20 protein-coding genes are annotated in these 18,775 nt (G+C 57.5%); 14 read left to right on the top strand and 6 right to left on the bottom strand.

Features of this window, described 5'->3' with window-relative positions; all coding sequences use genetic code 11:
* Positions 1–32 precede the first annotated feature (32 nt).
* A complete protein-coding gene (locus SK53_RS00215) occupies positions 33–1,172 on the top strand; it encodes a 3-phenylpropionate MFS transporter (protein ID WP_003860673.1) in 1,140 nt (379 codons plus the stop codon).
* Here the strand turns inward: SK53_RS00215 and csiE are convergent, their stop codons facing one another.
* The gene (gene csiE / locus SK53_RS00220; RefSeq protein ID WP_045336921.1) at positions 1,173–2,450 is read right to left on the bottom strand and encodes a stationary phase inducible protein CsiE; all 1,278 of its coding nucleotides are present in this window, start codon (positions 2,448–2,450) and stop codon (positions 1,173–1,175) included.
* 125 nt (positions 2,451–2,575) lie between these two features.
* On the opposite strand from csiE, the gene SK53_RS00225 reads away from it, so the two are divergent.
* Both SK53_RS00225 and SK53_RS00230 read left to right on the top strand, forming a co-directional pair.
* Positions 2,576–3,214, top strand: coding sequence for a DUF1007 family protein (locus SK53_RS00225; protein ID WP_045330516.1), 639 nt, complete (start codon positions 2,576–2,578; stop codon positions 3,212–3,214).
* Positions 3,205–4,185, top strand: coding sequence for a nickel/cobalt transporter (locus SK53_RS00230; RefSeq protein WP_023314655.1), 981 nt, complete (start codon positions 3,205–3,207; stop codon positions 4,183–4,185). Before SK53_RS00225 ends, SK53_RS00230 begins: the two co-directional genes overlap by 10 nt.
* A gap of 61 nt (positions 4,186–4,246) precedes the next feature.
* Here SK53_RS00230 and suhB read toward each other — a convergent pair whose 3' ends face one another.
* Positions 4,247–5,050: an inositol-1-monophosphatase gene (gene suhB, locus SK53_RS00235; protein ID WP_003860668.1), complete on the bottom strand. Its 804-nt coding sequence runs from the start codon at positions 5,048–5,050 to the stop codon at positions 4,247–4,249.
* A gap of 132 nt (positions 5,051–5,182) precedes the next feature.
* Here suhB and trmJ point away from each other — a divergent pair, with 132 nt between their 5' ends.
* From trmJ to sseB, 11 genes are all read left to right on the top strand, one after another.
* Complete coding sequence (gene trmJ, locus SK53_RS00240; protein WP_003860666.1) at positions 5,183–5,908, top strand: tRNA (cytosine(32)/uridine(32)-2'-O)-methyltransferase TrmJ; 726 nt, start codon at positions 5,183–5,185, stop codon at positions 5,906–5,908.
* Between the two features lie 216 nt (positions 5,909–6,124).
* Positions 6,125–6,616 carry a Fe-S cluster assembly transcriptional regulator IscR gene (iscR, locus tag SK53_RS00245; RefSeq protein WP_003860665.1) on the top strand — a complete coding sequence of 164 codons (492 nt, stop codon included), beginning with the start codon at positions 6,125–6,127 and terminating at the stop codon, positions 6,614–6,616.
* Between the two features lie 117 nt (positions 6,617–6,733).
* The gene (gene iscS / locus SK53_RS00250; protein ID WP_003860663.1) at positions 6,734–7,948 is read left to right on the top strand and encodes a cysteine desulfurase; all 1,215 of its coding nucleotides are present in this window, start codon (positions 6,734–6,736) and stop codon (positions 7,946–7,948) included.
* Positions 7,949–7,972: 24 nt separating this feature from the next.
* Positions 7,973–8,359, top strand: coding sequence for a Fe-S cluster assembly scaffold IscU (gene iscU, locus SK53_RS00255; protein ID WP_003860661.1), 387 nt, complete (start codon positions 7,973–7,975; stop codon positions 8,357–8,359).
* Between the two features lie 13 nt (positions 8,360–8,372).
* Entirely contained in the window at positions 8,373–8,696 is a 324-nt protein-coding gene (iscA, locus tag SK53_RS00260; protein WP_003860659.1) for an iron-sulfur cluster assembly protein IscA, read from the top strand.
* Positions 8,697–8,772: 76 nt separating this feature from the next.
* Positions 8,773–9,288 (top strand): co-chaperone HscB, encoded by a 516-nt coding sequence (gene hscB, locus SK53_RS00265; protein ID WP_003860657.1) that lies wholly within the window; start codon positions 8,773–8,775, stop codon positions 9,286–9,288.
* Between the two features lie 14 nt (positions 9,289–9,302).
* Positions 9,303–11,153, top strand: a complete 1,851-nt coding sequence (gene hscA / locus SK53_RS00270; protein WP_003860654.1) for a Fe-S protein assembly chaperone HscA — start codon at positions 9,303–9,305, stop codon at positions 11,151–11,153.
* A gap of 1 nt (position 11,154) precedes the next feature.
* Positions 11,155–11,490: an ISC system 2Fe-2S type ferredoxin gene (gene fdx / locus SK53_RS00275; RefSeq protein WP_003860652.1), complete on the top strand. Its 336-nt coding sequence runs from the start codon at positions 11,155–11,157 to the stop codon at positions 11,488–11,490.
* A gap of 1 nt (position 11,491) precedes the next feature.
* Positions 11,492–11,692: a Fe-S cluster assembly protein IscX gene (iscX, locus tag SK53_RS00280; protein ID WP_003860650.1), complete on the top strand. Its 201-nt coding sequence runs from the start codon at positions 11,492–11,494 to the stop codon at positions 11,690–11,692.
* 60 nt (positions 11,693–11,752) lie between these two features.
* Complete coding sequence (gene pepB / locus SK53_RS00285; RefSeq protein WP_023325070.1) at positions 11,753–13,039, top strand: aminopeptidase PepB; 1,287 nt, start codon at positions 11,753–11,755, stop codon at positions 13,037–13,039.
* Between the two features lie 78 nt (positions 13,040–13,117).
* Positions 13,118–13,894 (top strand): enhanced serine sensitivity protein SseB, encoded by a 777-nt coding sequence (sseB, locus tag SK53_RS00290; RefSeq protein ID WP_048208235.1) that lies wholly within the window; start codon positions 13,118–13,120, stop codon positions 13,892–13,894.
* Between the two features lie 17 nt (positions 13,895–13,911).
* Here the strand turns inward: sseB and SK53_RS00295 are convergent, their stop codons facing one another.
* From SK53_RS00295 to SK53_RS00310, 4 genes are all read right to left on the bottom strand, one after another.
* Entirely contained in the window at positions 13,912–14,682 is a 771-nt protein-coding gene (locus SK53_RS00295) for a MurR/RpiR family transcriptional regulator (protein WP_015572161.1), read from the bottom strand.
* Complete coding sequence (sseA, locus tag SK53_RS00300) at positions 14,682–15,527, bottom strand: 3-mercaptopyruvate sulfurtransferase (protein ID WP_022651593.1); 846 nt, start codon at positions 15,525–15,527, stop codon at positions 14,682–14,684. Before sseA ends, SK53_RS00295 begins: the two co-directional genes overlap by 1 nt.
* Before the next feature lie 89 nt (positions 15,528–15,616).
* The gene (locus tag SK53_RS00305; protein WP_003860640.1) at positions 15,617–16,984 is read right to left on the bottom strand and encodes a 6-phospho-alpha-glucosidase; all 1,368 of its coding nucleotides are present in this window, start codon (positions 16,982–16,984) and stop codon (positions 15,617–15,619) included.
* Positions 16,985–16,996: 12 nt separating this feature from the next.
* Positions 16,997–18,541, bottom strand: coding sequence for a PTS transporter subunit EIIC (locus SK53_RS00310; RefSeq protein WP_003860637.1), 1,545 nt, complete (start codon positions 18,539–18,541; stop codon positions 16,997–16,999).
* Between the last annotated feature and the right edge of the window lie 234 nt (positions 18,542–18,775).

An 18,775-nucleotide genomic window follows, 5' to 3' on the forward strand; every position in this document is an offset into this window, starting at 1 on the left:
CCAGACTATCGCCTCCATTTCGGGAGGGATTCATGGTCTTGCATTCCACGCGCTGGCTGGCGCTCAGCTATTTCACCTATTTCTTTAGTTACGGTATTTTTCTGCCTTTCTGGAGCGTCTGGCTCAAGGGAATTGGTCTGACGCCTGAGACCATTGGCATCCTGCTGGGCGCGGGGCTGGTGGCACGTTTCCTGGGTAGTCTGCTGATTGCGCCCCGCGTCAGCGATCCCTCCTTACTGATTAAAGCGGTGCGAATTCTGGCCCTGCTGACGCTGGTCTTTGCCGCCTGCTTCTGGGTTAGCCACCAGTTTGCCTGGCTGATGGTGGTAATGGTTGGCTTTAATCTGTTCTTCTCCCCGCTGGTGCCGCTGACGGATGCCCTGGCGAACACCTGGCAAAAGCAGATCACCATGGACTATGGCCGCGTGCGCCTGTGGGGATCGATTGCCTTCGTGATCGGCTCTGCGCTGGTCGGGAAACTGGTCAGCCTCTATGACTATCGTGCCATTCTGGCGCTGCTAACGCTCGGCATCGCCTCAATGCTGCTCGGTATGTTGCTGCGTCCGTCGGTGATGCCGCAGGGCGAAAGCCGCCATCAGGAGAGCGCCGGCTGGCCCGCCTGGCGCTCGCTGGTGGCGCAAAGCTGGCGTTTCCTGGCCTGCGTCTGTCTGCTTCAGGGGGCGCATGCGGCCTATTATGGCTTCAGCGCCATCTACTGGCAGGGGGCGGGTTACTCGGCTTCTGCGGTAGGCTACCTGTGGTCGCTCGGCGTGGTGGCGGAGGTTATTATCTTCGCGCTGAGCCAAAAACTGTTCCGTCGTTTCGGGGCGCGTGACCTGCTGCTGCTTTCCGCCGTGTGCGGCGTGGCGCGCTGGGGCATCATGGGCTGGACGACGGAGCTGCCGTGGCTGATTGTGGCGCAAATTCTGCACTGCGGAACCTTCACCGTCTGCCATCTGGCGGCGATGCGCTACATCGCGGCGCGAGAGGGTGGGGACGTTATTCGTCTTCAGGCGGTCTATTCAGCGGTGGCGATGGGCGGCAGTATTGCGGTGATGACCGTATTTGCCGGTTTCCTCTATCAGCACCTGGGGCACGGTGTGTTCTGGGTGATGGCGCTGGTCGCTTTACCGGCCATCGTTATTCGCCCTAAAGTCGCTGCTCGCACGTAACTACGATTCGAGCATTACGCGAATGTGTTCCTGCTGCTGCGTGTTCAGGGTCTCAACGGCATGAATGAGCGGCGGCGAGAACAGCGGCAGGGCGGTTGGATAAGGCGTAATAACCAGCGCCGCCTCGCGGGGCGCGCCCTCCTTCTTAAACGCCTCCAGGCTAAGATAACGAATATTGAGCGGCAGCAGCGTCAGCTCGCGAAGCTGCTGCTCAATTAACTCTTCACAGGCTTTATTTTCCCCCGTTAACAGGACCACCTGTTTTTCATGCAGATCGGTCTCCTGCATCAGCCAGGCACCAAAAATCACCGCCACCAGAGCCATCTCTTCACCGGAGAATCGCAGACCAAATTCGGCTTCCAGCTCAAACAGCGCCTCTTTAGTGGTGCGCAGCAGCCGGGGGTATAAACGGTGGATCTCTTCCGGCAGACTGTTGTCGATGCCGATGTCAAACAAGGAGCGGTCTAGCGCCTGAGCCAGATGGATATAAAGCTGATCGGTCAGACCTTGCTCATCGCTGAAGTTCATCCCGGTTTGTGCCCGGAAACGGGCAATCATACGCACGATGGCGCGACGCAGGCGCTGATCCTGCTGGTGTTTATCCATCACCGGGTCGGGTGTGCGAAGCATCATAAACAGCAGCGCCAGGAACAGCTGTTCATCGCTGTGCGTTCCCTGCGGGACGCGCCGTTTCCAGTGGCGGACAATTTCCTGCGCCGTAAAGTATTCCCCTCGGGACTGCGTCCAGCTGCGCTGAACGGGCGAAAACTCCGGCGTATTGCCCAGATGATGCTGAATCAGACAATATTGCAGATAGAGCTGTAAAAATTGTACGTCGCGGGACTCAAACTGGCGCTGAAGCTTGCGCGCACAAAAGTTGATAAGCGCCCGAAGGTTCGCATCGTCATAAAGCGGGCGGGCAATGCCGTGCTGTTTGAGCGCGGTTTTTAAGGCAGGGGTAAACTGTTGGGCGACAAAATGTGGACAGAGCCGAAGCGCCCTGCGCAGCCAGTGCAGCAGGCACAAACGTTGATTAAGGGCGGAACCCTCAATTCGGTAGCAGCCATCATGGTGCGTGACGATATCAAGCCGATGATAGCGCTGGATTTCATCGCGCGTCTCGGCTATATCTTGCCGTGCCATGACGTCGTCCACGCCGTTGGCAGCGATTATGCTCTGTGCGGTGATGGCAGCATCGGGCAGGTAAAGCATCAAAAGCACCTGGCAGCGGCGCTGCGAACTGGAAAGCACAGATGGAATTTCAAGCGTCGTCATCATCTGTCGGGTATCCAGTGTGAATGTTTGATAAGAATAGCTAAAGGATGGGCGCTGAAAAGCGCACCGGCAGGCCTTTCACTCAGGATTGCTGGCGAACATCACAGAATTTTTGACGTGAGGAACAGATGCAAATAGTTAAACAAAGCGCGGTAGCGTTATTTTTGGCGGTTTTCACTTTCGCCGCCGGCGCACATCCTCACAGTTTTATCAGCCTGAAAACCGAACTGGTGACGGACGGCACGCAGCTCAGTGGCCTGAAGATGCACTGGACGATGGATGAAATCACCTCCGCCGACCTGCTGTACGATGCCGGAAACGCAAAGCCCGGCGATGAGATCTGGAAAAAGCTGGCGGCGGAGGTGATGGCCAACGTGCTGGGTCAGCACTACTTCACCGAGTTCTGGCACAACGGACAAAAGGTGAAATTTCTTAACCGTCCCACGGAGTACGGCATGACCCGCGAAGGTCATCAGGCGGTGCTGACGTTCGTGCTTCCGCTGGCGCATCCTCAGCCGCTGCCCGGGCAAACGTACCGCTTTTCCACTTTTGACCCTACCTACTATGTCGATATGCGCTATGACAAAGACAGCGACGTACGGCTGCCGGACGCGCTGCAAAAAAGCTGCAAAATTGGCGTGCACACCCCTAAACCCAGCGAAGAGACGCTGAACTTTGCGATCTCGCTGGATAAAGCAGATGCCCCGCCTGAGGACATGGAGCTGGGTAAACAGTTCGCGCAGGAGGTGACGTTACAATGTCAGTGATCTCCTCTCCCGTCAGTAAGCCGCGTCGCTGGCTGCACCTCTGGCCTCTGGCGCTCTTTTTGTTGTTAGCGGTTGGCGGCGCGCTCTGGCTGTGGCAGGCATGGCCGCAGGTGATGGTGAAAAGCGTCCTCTGGCAGCGGGAAGTTAATCAGCAGATGAGCGTGCTGCTGAAAGCCGTGGCGGAAAATCCGACCAAAGCGGGCGGCGCTCTTCTGGCGTTCAGCTTTATCTATGGCGTGCTGCATGCCCTGGGGCCGGGGCACGGCAAAATTGTCATCACGACCTGGCTTGCCACGCATCCGTCGAAGCTGAAATCGAGTATCGGCCTGACGCTGGCTTCTTCTTTACTTCAGGGCGGTGTGGCGATTGCGCTGGTCGTGGTCGTCCTCTCGCTGCTACAGCTGCCGGCTCGCCAGCTGCATATGAGCAGCTTCTGGCTGGAGAAGGGGAGTTACGCGCTGGTAGGCGTGCTGGGGTTGATCCTCTGCTGGCGGGCGCTGAAAAAATTGCGCGCGTTGCTGCAAAAACCAAAATTCAAAGCCTTTACGCCGCATCACGTTCACCATGAAAACTGCGGGTGCGGGCATCAGCATCTGCCGACGCAGGAACAATTACAGAATGGTGACGACTGGCGTGCGCGTCTGATGATTGTGCTCTCAATGGGGATGCGTCCGTGCTCGGGCGCAATCATGGTGCTGTTGTTCAGCAAAGTGACAGGCGTATTTGGCTGGGGCATGCTCTCGGCGCTGGCGATGGCGGCGGGAACGTCTCTGACGATCTCTTCGTTAGCCTTGCTGGTGCACAGCTTCCGTCAGCTGGCGGTAAAACTCAGCGGCAATAAAACGCCGGTATTGTGGCGACAGGTTGGCTGGACGACGCTTGCGTTGGCGGGCGGGGTGATTCTGCTGGTGGCTGCGGTCACGATGTGGATGAGCGCGGTGCCGGTGGGAAGGGGGTTGCGGCCTTTCTAGCCGTATCTGAGGCGTGTTGTAGGCCCGGTAAGCGTAGCGCCACCGGGCTTAACAGACTGAATTAACGCTTCAGCGCATCGCTCAGTTCATCACGCATGTTTGCCAGCATGGCTTTAACAACGCGCGGGTTACCTGCAACGATGTTGCCGGTAGACATATAGTTATGGCCGCCGGTGAAGTCGCAAACAATCGCGCCAGCTTCACGTGCGATCAGCTCGCCCGCCGCGAAGTCCCACGGCTTCAGTGACAGCTCAAAGTAACCGTCAACGCGGCCGGTCGCCACGTAGGCCAGATCCAGTGCAGCAGAGCCAGTGCGACGGAAGTCCGCGCATTCGGTGAACAGCTTGCCCAGGATATTCATATAGGTGGTTGCGTGCTGCTTCGCCTTGAACGGGAAGCCAGTCGCCAGAATCGTGCCGTCCAGATCGCGTGCATTGCTGCAACGCAGACGGTAGCCGTTCAGCTGCGCGCCCTGACCGCGGGTTGCGGTGAACAGTTCGTTACGCATTGGATCGTAAACAACAGCGACTTCAGTACGGCCTTTGATGCGTACTGCAATAGACACAGAGAAGTGTGGCAGGCGTTTAACGAAGTTGGTGGTGCCATCCAGTGGATCGATAACCCATTGAACATCCTGATCGGTACCTTCATGTTCACCGCTTTCTTCGGTGATGATGGTGTGCTGCGGGTAAGATTTGCGGATCGTTTCGATAATAATCGCTTCTGCGGCTTTATCGACGTTAGTCACGAAATCATTGCTGCCTTTCTGGCTGGTTTCTACGGAGTCTGGGGTTTCGTAGTGTTTGGCAATTACATTACCCGCCTTGCGCGCTGCGCGCACGGCGATGGTCAGCATCGGATGCATCGGTCTCTCTCACTGGATGTTAAAGAACAGGAAAATCGGCGCAGAGTATAGCAGCGGGATCGGATTATGTCTCTCGTTTATGATAATATGCCCGAATATTCTTCAGACACTGAATCCAGACATCTAAAAATTATGCTGCAAAACATTCGAATCGTGCTGGTCGAAACATCGCACACCGGCAACATGGGCTCTGTGGCCCGCGCTATGAAAACCATGGGCTTAACGAACCTGTGGCTGGTTAATCCGCTGGTGAAACCAGACTCTCAGGCTATTGCTCTGGCGGCCGGCGCCAGCGACGTGATCGGGAATGCGCAGATCGTGGACACCCTGGACGAAGCCCTGGCCGGTTGCAGTCTGGTGGTGGGGACCAGCGCGCGCTCCCGTACGCTGCCCTGGCCGATGCTGGACCCGCGCGAATGCGGCCTGAAAAGTATCTCAGAAGCGGAACAGGCGCCGGTTGCGCTGGTGTTTGGTCGTGAACGCGTTGGCCTGACCAACGAGGAACTACAGAAGTGTCACTACCACGTAGCGATTGCCGCCAATCCGGAATACAGCTCGCTGAATCTGGCGATGGCGGTGCAGGTCATTGCCTACGAAGTGCGCATGGCATGGCTGGCGACGCAGGAGAAACCGGTCGAACCTAAAGAAGAGACGGCCTACCCGCTGGTGGACGATCTGGAGCGCTTCTACGGTCATCTGGAGCAGACGCTGCTCTCAACCGGCTTTATCCGTGAAGGCCACCCGGGCCAGGTGATGAACAAGCTGCGCCGTATGTTCACCCGCGCCCGCCCGGAAAGCCAGGAGCTGAACATTCTGCGCGGGATTCTGGCGTCGATTGAGCAGAAGAACAAAGCGTAGTGTCGATTTCCCCCTCTCCCCGTGGGAGAGGGCTGGGGTGAGGGCATCAGGCCGCACCTATATTATGAAGGCACAGAAGGTTAAATACCTGACTAAAACAGTCAAGTAAATAGTTGACCAATTTAGTCAGGAATGTCAGACTTGGCCCTGCTATGCAATACCCCCATTTTACAATAAAAAACCCCGGGCAGGGGCGAGTTTGAGGTTAAGTAAGACATGAGACTGACATCTAAAGGGCGTTATGCCGTGACCGCGATGCTGGACGTTGCGCTCAACTCCGAAGCGGGCCCGGTTCCGTTGGCTGATATTTCTGAACGACAAGGGATCTCCCTCTCTTACCTGGAACAGCTGTTCTCCAGACTGCGTAAAAATGGACTGGTGTCCAGCGTTCGTGGCCCGGGCGGCGGTTATCTGCTGGGTAAAGACGCGGGCAGTATTGCGGTTGGCGAAGTGATTAGCGCGGTTGACGAATCCGTTGACGCGACCCGTTGCCAGGGTAAAGGCGGCTGTCAGGGCGGCGATAAATGCCTGACCCACGCGCTGTGGCGCGATCTGAGCGACCGTCTGACCGGCTTCCTGAACAACATCACCCTCGGTGAGCTGGTGAATAACCAGGAAGTTCTGGATGTCTCTGGGCGTCAGCATAGTCAGGATTCACAGCGCAGCACCCGCACGCAGGACGCCATCGACGTTAAACTGCGCGCGTAATTAAAAAGATAAGTATTCAGAATCAGGCCGGGGTGGTCACACCCCGCGTACTCGGTCGTACATCCAGCCGGTTGCCTGATTCCTTGCATTGAAGCGATGTACGGAGTTTATAGAGCAATGAAATTACCGATTTATCTCGATTACTCCGCAACCACGCCGGTGGACCCGCGTGTTGCCGAGAAAATGATGCAGTGTCTGACCCTGGACGGAAACTTTGGTAACCCAGCTTCCCGTTCACACCGTTTTGGCTGGCATGCTGAAGAGGCGGTTGATATCGCCCGTAATCAGATTGCTGACCTGGTCGGTGCCGACCCGCGTGAAATTGTTTTCACCTCCGGTGCGACCGAATCCGACAACCTGGCGATTAAGGGTGCAGCCAACTTTTATCAGAAAAAAGGCAAGCACATCATCACCAGCAAAACCGAACACAAAGCCGTGCTGGACACCTGCCGTCAGCTGGAGCGTGAAGGGTTCGAAGTCACCTATCTGGCGCCACAGAGCAACGGCATTATCGATCTGAAAGAGCTCGAAGCGGCGATGCGTGATGACACCATTCTGGTCTCCATCATGCACGTCAACAACGAAATCGGCGTGGTACAAGACATCGCGACCATCGGCGAAATGTGCCGCGCGCGCGGTATCATCTACCACGTGGACGCGACCCAGAGCGTGGGCAAACTGCCTATCGACCTGAGCCAGCTGAAAGTGGACCTGATGTCCTTCTCCGGTCACAAAATCTATGGTCCGAAAGGTATCGGCGCGCTGTACGTTCGTCGTAAGCCACGTATCCGCATCGAAGCACAGATGCACGGCGGCGGTCACGAGCGCGGCATGCGTTCCGGTACGCTGCCTGTTCACCAGATCGTGGGCATGGGCGAAGCCTACCGCATTGCAAAAGAAGAGATGGAAACCGAGATGGCACGCCTGCGCACGCTGCGTAACCGTCTGTGGGACGGCGTGAAAGATATGGAAGAAGTGTATCTGAACGGCGATCTCGAGCAGGGCGCGCCGAACATCCTCAACGTCAGCTTCAACTATGTTGAAGGCGAGTCGCTGATCATGGCGCTGAAAGACCTGGCCGTTTCTTCCGGCTCTGCCTGTACCTCTGCAAGCCTGGAGCCATCCTACGTGCTGCGCGCGCTGGGTATGACTGACGAGCTGGCACACAGCTCTATCCGTTTCTCTTTAGGTCGTTTTACTACCGAAGAAGAGATTGACTACACCATCAAGCTGGTTCGTAACTCCATCGGCCGTCTGCGCGACCTTTCTCCACTGTGGGAAATGTTCAAGCAGGGCGTGGATCTGAACAGCATTGAATGGTCACATCACTAATCGGTACATAAGGAGAATTCAATCATGGCATACAGCGAAAAAGTCATCGATCATTACGAAAACCCGCGCAACGTTGGCTCTTTTGACAACAGCGACGAATCTGTTGGTAGCGGCATGGTCGGTGCACCAGCATGTGGCGACGTGATGAAGTTGCAGATCAAAGTCAACAATGAAGGTATCATTGAAGACGCGCGCTTCAAGACCTACGGCTGCGGTTCTGCTATCGCGTCCAGCTCCCTGGTCACCGAATGGGTGAAGGGCAAGTCTCTGGACGAAGCACAGGCAATCAAGAACACGGATATTGCTGAAGAACTCGAACTGCCGCCGGTGAAAATTCACTGCTCAATTCTGGCAGAAGACGCGATCAAAGCCGCCATTGCGGATTACAAAAGCAAACGTGAAGCAAAATAATTGAGGTTTGAGTATGTCGATTACCCTTAGCGACAGCGCTGCCGCGCGAGTAAGCTCTTTTCTGGCGAACCGTGGTAAAGGCTTTGGCCTGCGACTGGGCGTACGTACCTCCGGCTGTTCTGGTATGGCTTACGTACTGGAGTTTGTTGACGAACCGGCGTCTGATGACACCGTGTTTGAAGACAAGGGCGTGAAGGTGGTGGTCGATGGCAAAAGCCTGCAATTCCTCAACGGCACTCAGCTGGACTTCGTAAAAGAAGGCCTGAACGAAGGGTTCAAATTCACGAACCCGAACGTCAAAGACGAGTGTGGTTGCGGCGAAAGCTTCCACGTTTAACCGCGCGTCATCCGAAACCCCACCGTGGCTTTGCTACGCGTGGGGTTTGTTCTAACAGGCTACCCCTGAGATTGTTATGGATTACTTCACTCTCTTCGGACTACCCGCTCAATACCCGATCGATCTCCAGGCGCTGACGGTCCGTTTTCAGGATCTCCAGCGTCAGTACCATCCGGATAAATTCGCCAGCGGGACGCAGGCAGAGCAACTGGCTGCGGTATCACACTCCGCCACCATCAACCAGGCCTGGCAAACGCTGCGTCATCCGCTGGCGCGTGCAGAATATCTGCTCTCGCTTCACGGTTTCGATCTGGCGAGCGAACAGCATACCGTGCGCGACACCGCCTTTCTGATGGAACAACTGGAGCTGCGCGAAGAGCTGGATGAAATTGAACAGGCTAAAGACGAAGCGCGCCTGGAAAGCTTTATCACGCGCGTAAAGGGTATGTTCGATACCCGCCATCAGCAGATGGTGGAGCAACTGAACAACGAGACCTGGGACGTGGCGGCAGACACTGTGCGCAAACTCCGTTTTCTCGATAAACTGCGAAGCAGTGCTGAACAACTCGAAGAAAAGCTGCTCGATTTTTAATTTCGGAAGCAATTATGGCCTTATTACAAATTAGTGAGCCTGGCTTAAGTGCCGCACCGCACCAGCGTCGTCTGGCGGTCGGTATTGACCTGGGCACCACCAATTCCCTCGTGGCGACCGTGCGCAGCGGCCAGGCGGAAACGCTGGCTGACGAGCAGGGGCGCCATCTGCTGCCTTCTGTAGTCCACTACCAACAGCAGGGTCACGCGGTCGGGGTTGATGCCCGCGCTAACGCCGCGCGCGATCCGGCCAATACCATCAGCTCGGTTAAGCGCATGATGGGCCGCTCGCTGGCTGATATCCAGACCCGTTACCCGCATCTGCCGTATCAGCTACAGGCCAGCGAAAACGGCCTGCCGATGATCGCGACGTCAGCCGGTTTGCTGAACCCGATTCGCGTTTCTGCTGACATCCTTAAAGCGCTGGCGGCACGCGCCACGGCGACGCTCGGCGGCGATCTGGACGGCGTGGTGATCACCGTTCCGGCCTATTTCGACGATGCACAGCGTCAGGGCACCAAAGACGCCGCGCGTCTGGCGGGCCTGCACGTGCTGCGTCTGCTGAACGAACCGACGGCGGCGGCGATTGCCTACGGCCTCGACTCCGGTCAGGAAGGGGTGATCGCGGTCTACGATCTGGGCGGCGGCACCTTTGATATTTCTATCCTGCGCCTGAGTCGCGGCGTGTTCGAAGTGCTGGCGACCGGCGGAGATTCCGCGCTCGGCGGCGATGACTTCGACCATCTGCTGGCAGATTACATCCGCGAGCAGGCGGGCATCAGCGATCGCAGCGATGCGCACGTGCAGCGTGAACTGCTGGATGCGGCCATCGACGCCAAAATCGCCCTGAGCGATGCACAGTCCGTCAGCGTGAACGTCGCAGGCTGGCAGGGTGAGATTACCCGCGATCGGTTCAGCGAACTGATTGCGCCTCTGGTTAAGCGTACCCTGCTGGCCTGCCGTCGCGCATTGAAGGATGCAGGCGTTGAGGCTAACGAGGTGCTGGAAGTGGTCATGGTTGGCGGCTCAACCCGCGTGCCGCTGGTACGCGAGCGCGTGGGGGAATTCTTTGGCCGCACGCCGTTGACCTCTATCGACCCGGACAAAGTGGTTGCCGTCGGCGCCGCTATCCAGGCCGATATCCTGGTCGGCAACAAGCCGGACAGCGAAATGCTGCTGCTGGACGTCATCCCGCTGTCTCTGGGTTTAGAAACCATGGGCGGCCTGGTGGAGAAAGTCATTCCGCGTAACACCACCATTCCGGTGGCGCGCGCGCAGGAGTTCACCACCTTCAAAGACGGCCAGACCGCGATGTCCATCCACGTGATGCAGGGCGAGCGTGAGCTGGTGCAGGACTGCCGCTCTCTCGCGCGCTTTGCGCTGCGCGGAATTCCAGCGCTGCCTGCGGGCGGGGCGCATATTCGCGTCACCTTCCAGGTGGATGCGGACGGCCTGCTGAGCGTCACGGCGATGGAAAAATCGACCGGTATCGAGTCGTCTATTCAGGTTAAGCCGTCCTACGGCCTGACCGATGGCGAAATCGCCTCCATGATTCAGGACTCAATGAGCTACGCCGAGCAGGATGTGAAGGCGCGTATGCTGGCGGAACAAAAAGTTGAAGCCGCACGCGTGCTGGAAAGCCTGAACGGCGCGCTCGCTGCCGACGCCGCGCTGTTAAGCGCCGCTGAGCGCCAGGTGATTGACGACGCTGCCGCGCGCTTAAGCGCCGTGGCCGAAGGCAATGACGCTGACGCGATAGAAGAAGCCATTAAAAACGTTGATAAACAAACCCAGGACTTCGCTGCTCGCCGCATGGACAAATCTGTCCGCGTCGCGCTGAAAGGCCAGTCCGTGGACGAGGTTTAATATGCCAAAGATTGTAATTTTGCCTCATGCGGACCTCTGTCCGGATGGCGCTGTTCTGGAAGCGAAGACCGGTGAAACCATTCTCGATGTAGCCCTGCGTGCAGGTATCGAAGTGGAACACGCCTGTGAAAAATCCTGTGCCTGCACCACCTGCCACTGCATCGTGCGTGAAGGTTTCGACTCTCTCGCCGAGAGCACCGAAGACGAAGACGACATGCTGGATAAAGCATGGGGTCTGGAGCCAGACAGCCGCTTAAGCTGCCAGGCCGCGGTGACCGATGAAGATCTGGTCGTGGAGTTCCCACGCTACACCATCAACCACGCACGCGAGCATTAATATGGGACTGAAGTGGACAGACAGCCGTGAAATCGGCGAAGCGCTCTACGACGCGAACCCGGATCTCGATCCGAAGACCGTACGATTCACCGACATGCATCAGTGGATCTGCGATTTAGAGGATTTCGACGACGATCCCAACGCATCCAATGAAAAAATTCTGGAGGCGATTCTGTTAGTCTGGTTAGATGAAGCAGAATAAATAACAAAACGGGCTGCCTTCAGGCGGCCCGTTTGCTAGTTGCTAATAAGGAAAAATAAAATGACCGAAGCGATGAAGATTACGCTCTCGAATCAGCCTGCCGACGCGCGCTGGGGCGAGAAAGCCACCTACAGCATTAATAACGACGGCATTACCCTGCACCTGACGGGCAACGATGATTTGGGCCTGATCCAGCGCGCCGCGCGTAAGATTGACGGCCTTGGCATTAAGCATGTGTCGCTGGAAGGGGAAGGTTGGGACACCGACCGCAGCTGGGCGTTCTGGGCAGGCTACAAAGGGCCGAAAGGCACCCGTCAAATTGAGTGGGCGAACCTCGACGAAGCCGGTCAGAAAGAGCTGGAAAGCCGCCTGAACATTATCGACTGGGTGCGCGACACCATTAACGCACCGGCGGAAGAGCTGGGGCCGGAACAGCTGGCGCAGCGCGCCGTTGACCTGCTGTGCGGTGTGGCGGGCGAAAAGATGTCCTACCGCATCACTAAAGGGGAAGACCTGCGCGAGCAGAACTACATGGGTATCCACACCGTGGGTCGTGGCTCAGAGCGTCCTCCGGTCCTGCTGGCGCTGGATTACAACCCAACCGGCGACAAAGAAGCCCCGGTCTTTGCCTGTCTGGTCGGGAAAGGCATCACCTTCGACACCGGCGGCTACAGCCTGAAGCAGAGCGCATTCATGGACTCCATGAAGTCCGACATGGGCGGCGCGGCGACCATTACCGGCGCGCTGGCCTTCGCCATCACCCGCGGCCTGAACAAGCGCGTGAAGCTCTATCTGTGCTGCGCGGACAACATGGTGAGCGGCAACGCCTTCAAGCTGGGCGACATCATTCGCTACCGCAACGGTAAAAACGTTGAGGTGATGAACACCGACGCCGAAGGCCGTCTGGTGCTGGCCGATGGCCTGATCGACGCCTCTGCGCAGAAGCCGGAGCTGATTATCGACATGGCGACCCTGACCGGCGCGGCGAAAACTGCCCTGGGTAATGACTATCACGCCCTGTTCAGCTTCGACGACAAGCTGGCCGCTCGCCTGCTGGCCAGCGCGGCGGCGGAAAACGAACCGTTCTGGCGTCTGCCGCTGGCCGAGTTCCACCGCAGCCAGCTGCCGTCTAACTTCGCCGAGCTGAACAACACCGCGAGCGCAGCGTACCCGGCGGGGGCAAGCACCGCAGCAGGCTTCCTGTCTCACTTCGTTGAGAACTACCATGAAGGCTGGCTGCACATTGACTGCTCCGCAACCTACCGTAAAGCGGCGGTTGAGCAGTGGTCTGCGGGTGCGACCGGTCTGGGCGTGCGTACCGTAGCGAACCTGCTGACGGCTGAGTAATGCTCTTTGCCCTCACCCTAACCCTCTCCCCATGGGAGAGGGCAGGGGTGAGGGGGAAATTCGACATCTGGAATTGTTATGTCAGAAACCAAAAACGAATTAGAAACCCTGTTGGAGCAGGCGGCGACCGAGCCCGCCCACCGTCCGGCCTTTTTCCGCACGCTGCTGGAATCCACCGTCTGGGTGCCGGGCACCGCAGCGGAAGGGGAGCAGGTTGTCGAAGACAGCGCGCTGGATCTGCTGCACTGGGAGAAAGACGACGGCACGTCGGTGATCCCGTTCTTTACTTCGCTCGAGGCCTTGCAGGAAGCGGTAGAAGACGAACAGGCGTTCGTGGTGATGCCGGTGCGCACGTTGTTCGAAATGACCCTGGGGCAGACGCTGTTCCTCAACGCCAAACTGCCGACCGGGAAAGAGTTTACTCCGCGCGAAATCGGCCACCTGATTGGTGACGAGGGCAACCCGCTCAGCACTCAGGAGGTGCTGGAAGGGGGCGAAACGCTGCTGCTGTCTGAAGTGGCCGAGCCGCCCGCGCAGATGATTGACTCCCTGACCACGCTGTTTAAAACCATCAAGCCGGTAAAACGCGCGTTTCTCTGCTCCATCAAAGAGAGCGCTGACGAAAAGCCTGTTCTGCTGATAGGGATTGAGGCCGACGGCGATATCGACGAGATCATCCAGGCGGCGGGAAGCGTGGCGACCGACACCCTGCCGGGCGATGAGCCGATTGATATCTGTCAGGTGAAGAAAGGTGAGAAGGGGATCAGCCACTTTATTACCGAGCACATCACCCCGTTCTACGAGCGTCGCTGGGGCGGCTTCCTGCGCGATCTTAAGACCAACCGCATTATCTGATTACAGCGGGGTGATCTTCACCCCGTTGCTTCCAGCAGCAGTAAATCCATCAGCAGCACCAGATTCGACTCAAACGACGTCACACCTGCGGCTTCGGCGGCGAAATGTACCGCTTCGTCATAGAGAGCAAAATGCACGTCCGCCATACCCGCCAGCGTATTGGCCGACGCGCGGGTAAACGCGACGATCGTCATGCCGACGTTTTTGGCGATCCGCGCTTTATCCAGTACCTGCTCCGTTTCGCCGCTGCGTGAAACGGCAATAAACACCTGATAGCGCGCGGCGTTGCTGAGAAAAATATTCCGGCTGTCTCCCGGCCCGGAGATGAACGCCGTTTTTCCCAGCACCTGCAACTTCTTGGTCAGGTACTCGGCAAAAAGGTACGAAAACCCGGCGCCGTAGAGAAAGAAGCTCTCTTTCTGGCGCAGCAGGCTGGCAAACTGCTGGCGTTTGTCCTGAGTGACCCACTGGAAGGTCTGCTGATAGTTGGCAACGAACCGGGTAAAAAGCGCGGGCATTTCCGCATGTTGCTCAGGCTGTACGGTGATATGCGGCGTGTCAGAAAGCAGCTGCTTGCAGTGCCAGATAAACTCGCTAAAGCCGCTAAACCCCAGCTTCTGGCACAGCCGCATAATCGTCGCGGTAGAGACAAATGTCGCCTGCGCCAGCTCGCGCACCGTGATGTTGCCCACCAGCAATGGATGCTCAGTGAGGTGGGCGAGGACGCGATACTCCGCGCGGGTCAGCGACGACCCGCGCGTTAACAGCGTTGCCAGGCGGTTATCCATTATTTCGCCGGTTCAACCGGCAGATCGTCTCGTGCACCCCATTCACTCCAGGCGCCGTCGTACAGGGTCACGTCATTTGCGCCAAGGGTTGCCAGCGCCAGGATCACCACGCAGGCCGTTACGCCGGAGCCGCAGCTTGCAATAACCGGACGATGCAAATCCACGCCCTGACGTTCAAAAATGGCACGCAATTCATCGGTGGTTTTCAGCTCGCCTTCAAACACCAGATCGCCCCACGGCACGTTCAGCGCCCCCGGGATATGTCCTCGTTTCAGTCCCGGTCGCGGCTCGTCCGCTTCTGCGTTGAAACGTGGAGCGGGACGCGCATCGACGATTTGCGCCGTGTTTTCGTGGCTCACGACCAGCACGTCGGTCAGGCGCTTGACCACGTTAGCGTCAAACGTGGCATCAAATTCCCCTTCCGGCAGCGTGACGTCACCCTGCTGAAGCGGTAGTTCGTCGCGCTTCCAGCCTGCAAGTCCGCCCGCCAGAATCGATACCTTTTCCACGCCGAAGTTTTTCAGCATCCACCACGCTCGCGGCGCGGAAAACAGATTACCTTCATCGTAAACAACAAGATGTTTATCTTTGCTGATGCCCAGCTCGCGCATCGCCACGGAAAACGCTTCCGGGCGAGGCAGCATGTGCGGCAGGGAAGAGGTGTGATCGGAGAGGGCTTCGATATCAAAAAATACCGCGCCAGGCAGGTGCCCTGCCCGGTATTCAGCGGGAACGTCACGATGCTCCTGGCCCGGAGGGGCCATGCGCGCGTCGATAATCTGAACTTCCGGGTCGTCGCCGTGCTCAATCAGCCAGTCGGCAGCGACAAAATATGAGGTGGACATGGTTGCCTCCATTCTTTTCCGTAAAAAAGGATTGTCGGTGTTTTTTCTGACACCGACAAGCTCACCACGTTCAACTCGCGAGCAAGCCCCTATTTTTTCACCGCTTCACCGTCCTGCCAGGCCTTTTGCAGCGCAGGCCAGTAGTCGCGGTTGGCTTCGATCATCTCATCCAGAATCGCTTTCGCGTGCTCCATGGTCGGCACGGTGCGGTTCAGAGTGAACGCCTGCAACGCTTTCTCGTAGCTGCCTTCGATGGTTGCCTCAACCAGCAGCTGTTCAGAGGCCAGCTGCTGTTGCAGGAGCGTCTGGTGGAACAGCGGCACCTGACCCACGCGGACGGGCTCCGGCCCTTCGGAGGTGATATAGGCAGGCACTTCCACCACCGCATCGTACGGCAGGTTGGTAATCGCCCCGCGGTTTTCCACCATCACCAGATGGCGGCTTCGCAGGTTGAACGCCAGCGAACAGGCGACGTCAACGATAAATTCACCGTGGACGCCCACGTGGAAGGCATCCGGTAAAATTCCGGTGCGTTGATATTCTTCGGCGGCGGCGAACAGCTTTTTCTCGCGCCCGTTCATCACTTCGTTGGCGCGGGTATAGTCCGGGTTTTGATGCTCCACAATCTGGTTCGGCATCAGGTAGTACTGTAGATACGGGTTCGGCAGGTACTCCGGGAAGTTATCCATAATCGGCTTGATATTGCGCCAGGTTTTCACCCACGACGGATCGGAATGCTGCGGATCGGTTTTAGCCGCATCTTCCGTCAGCAGGCCAAACTTCGCGATATGCTTACGCAACTCCGGGAGCTTGTCTTCGCCGTCCACCAGCACGCGGGTAAACCAGCCGAAGTGGTTCAGGCCGAAGTAGTCCACTTCCAGTTTATGACGATCCACGCCCAGAATGGCGCCCATATTGCGCATCGCGGCAACCGGCATATCGCAGATGTTCAGCACCCTCGCGTTCGGACGCAGGCGGCGCACGCCTTCCGCGACGATCGCCGCCGGGTTGGAGTAGTTCACGATCCAGGCTTTCTCGTGCGCGTAGCGATCGACCAGATCGATAAGCTCCACCATCGGCAGGATCGTGCGCAGGCCATATGCCAGCCCGCCGGGCCCGCAGGTCTCCTGGCCCACCACGCCGTGACGCAGCGGGATCTTCTCATCCTGCTCACGCATTTTGTACTGGCCGACGCGCATCTGGGCGAAGACAAAATGCGCGCCGCTAAAGGCCACTTCCGGGTCACTGGTGACGGTAAATTTGATGCTCTGGCTGTGGTCGCGAATAACCTTCTCCACCACGGGCGCGATGGTGTTCTGGCGCGCCTCGTCAATGTCATACAGGCGGATCTCTGCCAGAGGGAAATCGTGCAGACGCACCATGAGGCTTTTCACAATACCTGGCGTGTAAGTGCTACCGCCGCCGGCAATCGACAGAATAAATGGGGGTGTAAACATCTTTAGCTCCTTTCAGAGAAACGTCTCAACGGCTTCTCGCATTTTTTTGACATGCAGCCCGTAGACCACCTGAACGTTGTTACCTTGTTTGATAATCCCTTTCGCGCCGGTCGCTTTCAGGCGCGGTTCGTCGATGATGGCGACGTCCTTCACCGTGACGCGTAAGCGGGTGTAGCAGTTATCCACCACCTCTATGTTTTCCCGACCGCCCAGACCCACAACGATCGATTCGCCCAGCCCGTCGTTATTGCCCTTCGCCTGGTACTCCTGCTTGCTGTAAAGGCGTGTCTCCTGGTCCTCATCTTCACGCCCCGGCGTTTTCATGTTGAAGCGCAGGATCAGGAAGCGGAATACCACGAAATAAAGAGTGAACATGATCAGCCCGACCACGATGTACATGGGCCAGTTGGACTTCTCCGTGCCGAGCGGCAGGTTGTAGAGGATGAAATCGATAATCCCGTTGGCGCCGATGGCGTGAACGCCAAACAGCGAGAACAGCATCATGCCGATACCGGTCAGCACCGCATGCACCACGAACAGCAGCGGGGCGACAAACAGGAAGGAGAACTCAATCGGCTCGGTTACGCCGACCAGCAGCGAGGTCAGCGCCGCCGGGATCAGAATCGCTTTCGCCGCCGCTTTACGCTCTGGCCTGGCGGTCATATACATCGCCAGCGCCGCGGCAGGCAGGCCAAACATTTTGCTGATGCCGCGCGCATCCCACACCACGGTACTGCTGAGCTGCTTCACGTCCGGGCAGGCCATCTCGGCGAAGTAGATATTGCGCGCGCCCTGGTAAGCCGTACCGCACACCTCCTGCGTACCGCCCAGTTCGGTATACAGGAACGGCGTATAGACCAGATGATGCAGGCCCGTCGGCACCAGAATGCGTTCAAGGAAACCGTAGATCGCCACGCCAAACGGACCGGACCCTTTGATCGCCAGCGCCAGGGCGCTTATTCCATGCTGTGCGTACGGCCAGAGTTCGCTCATGATCACGCCGAGCAGCATAGAGACAGGCAGCATTACAATCGCGACAAAGCAGTGGCCGGAGTAAATCGCCATCGCGCCGTTAAACTGGACACCGGAATATTTGTTGTACAGATAACCGGAGAGCGCCCCGGTCAGGATCCCGGCGAAAACGCCCATTTCCAGCACCTGGACGCCCAGCACCATGCTTTGTCCGGCGGCTTTCATCTGTTCCGCAGGGGCCAGTTCCCCCTGAAGCTGTAACGTCACGTTCATGGCATTGATAAACACGATAAAAGTTACCAGCCCAATCAGCGCCGCGTAGCCTTTGTCTCGGGTTGCCAGTCCAATGGGGATACCAACGGCAAACACCAGCGCCAGGTTGACCAGCACCGACACGGCAGACTTGGCGATCAGCTGGCCGACACTCTGGATCAGCGGGTGGCCAAGAAACGGCAGGTACTCGGCCAGATTGCCGTTACCCAGCACATTCCCAAAGGCGATAAACAGGCCTACGATGGGTAAGATAAGTACAGGTCCGTAAAGTGATTTTCCGAAATTTTGTAGGGCGTTCACGGCTCGTTTCATGGCTTTCTCTCTTATTGAACCGCGCACTCAGGGTGCGTCATGGTCATAAAACTAGCAGGCCTGATGCGAGCTTATCCAGCTATCTTCTTGTTTTAAAAACAAATGACGTGAAAGGTAACATGTGACGTTATGCGCTGTGATCGCGGTTCCATCACGGCGTAGCGGCGTGATGCCATTCTGCGAGGTGCTTTCCAGATTATAAAATTGGACTTTTTGTATTAACGAAACTTGCGG

Origin of the sequence: Enterobacter sp. MGH119, assembly GCF_001037675.1 — a bacterium.
GTDB lineage: Bacteria > Pseudomonadota > Gammaproteobacteria > Enterobacterales > Enterobacteriaceae > Enterobacter > Enterobacter hormaechei_C.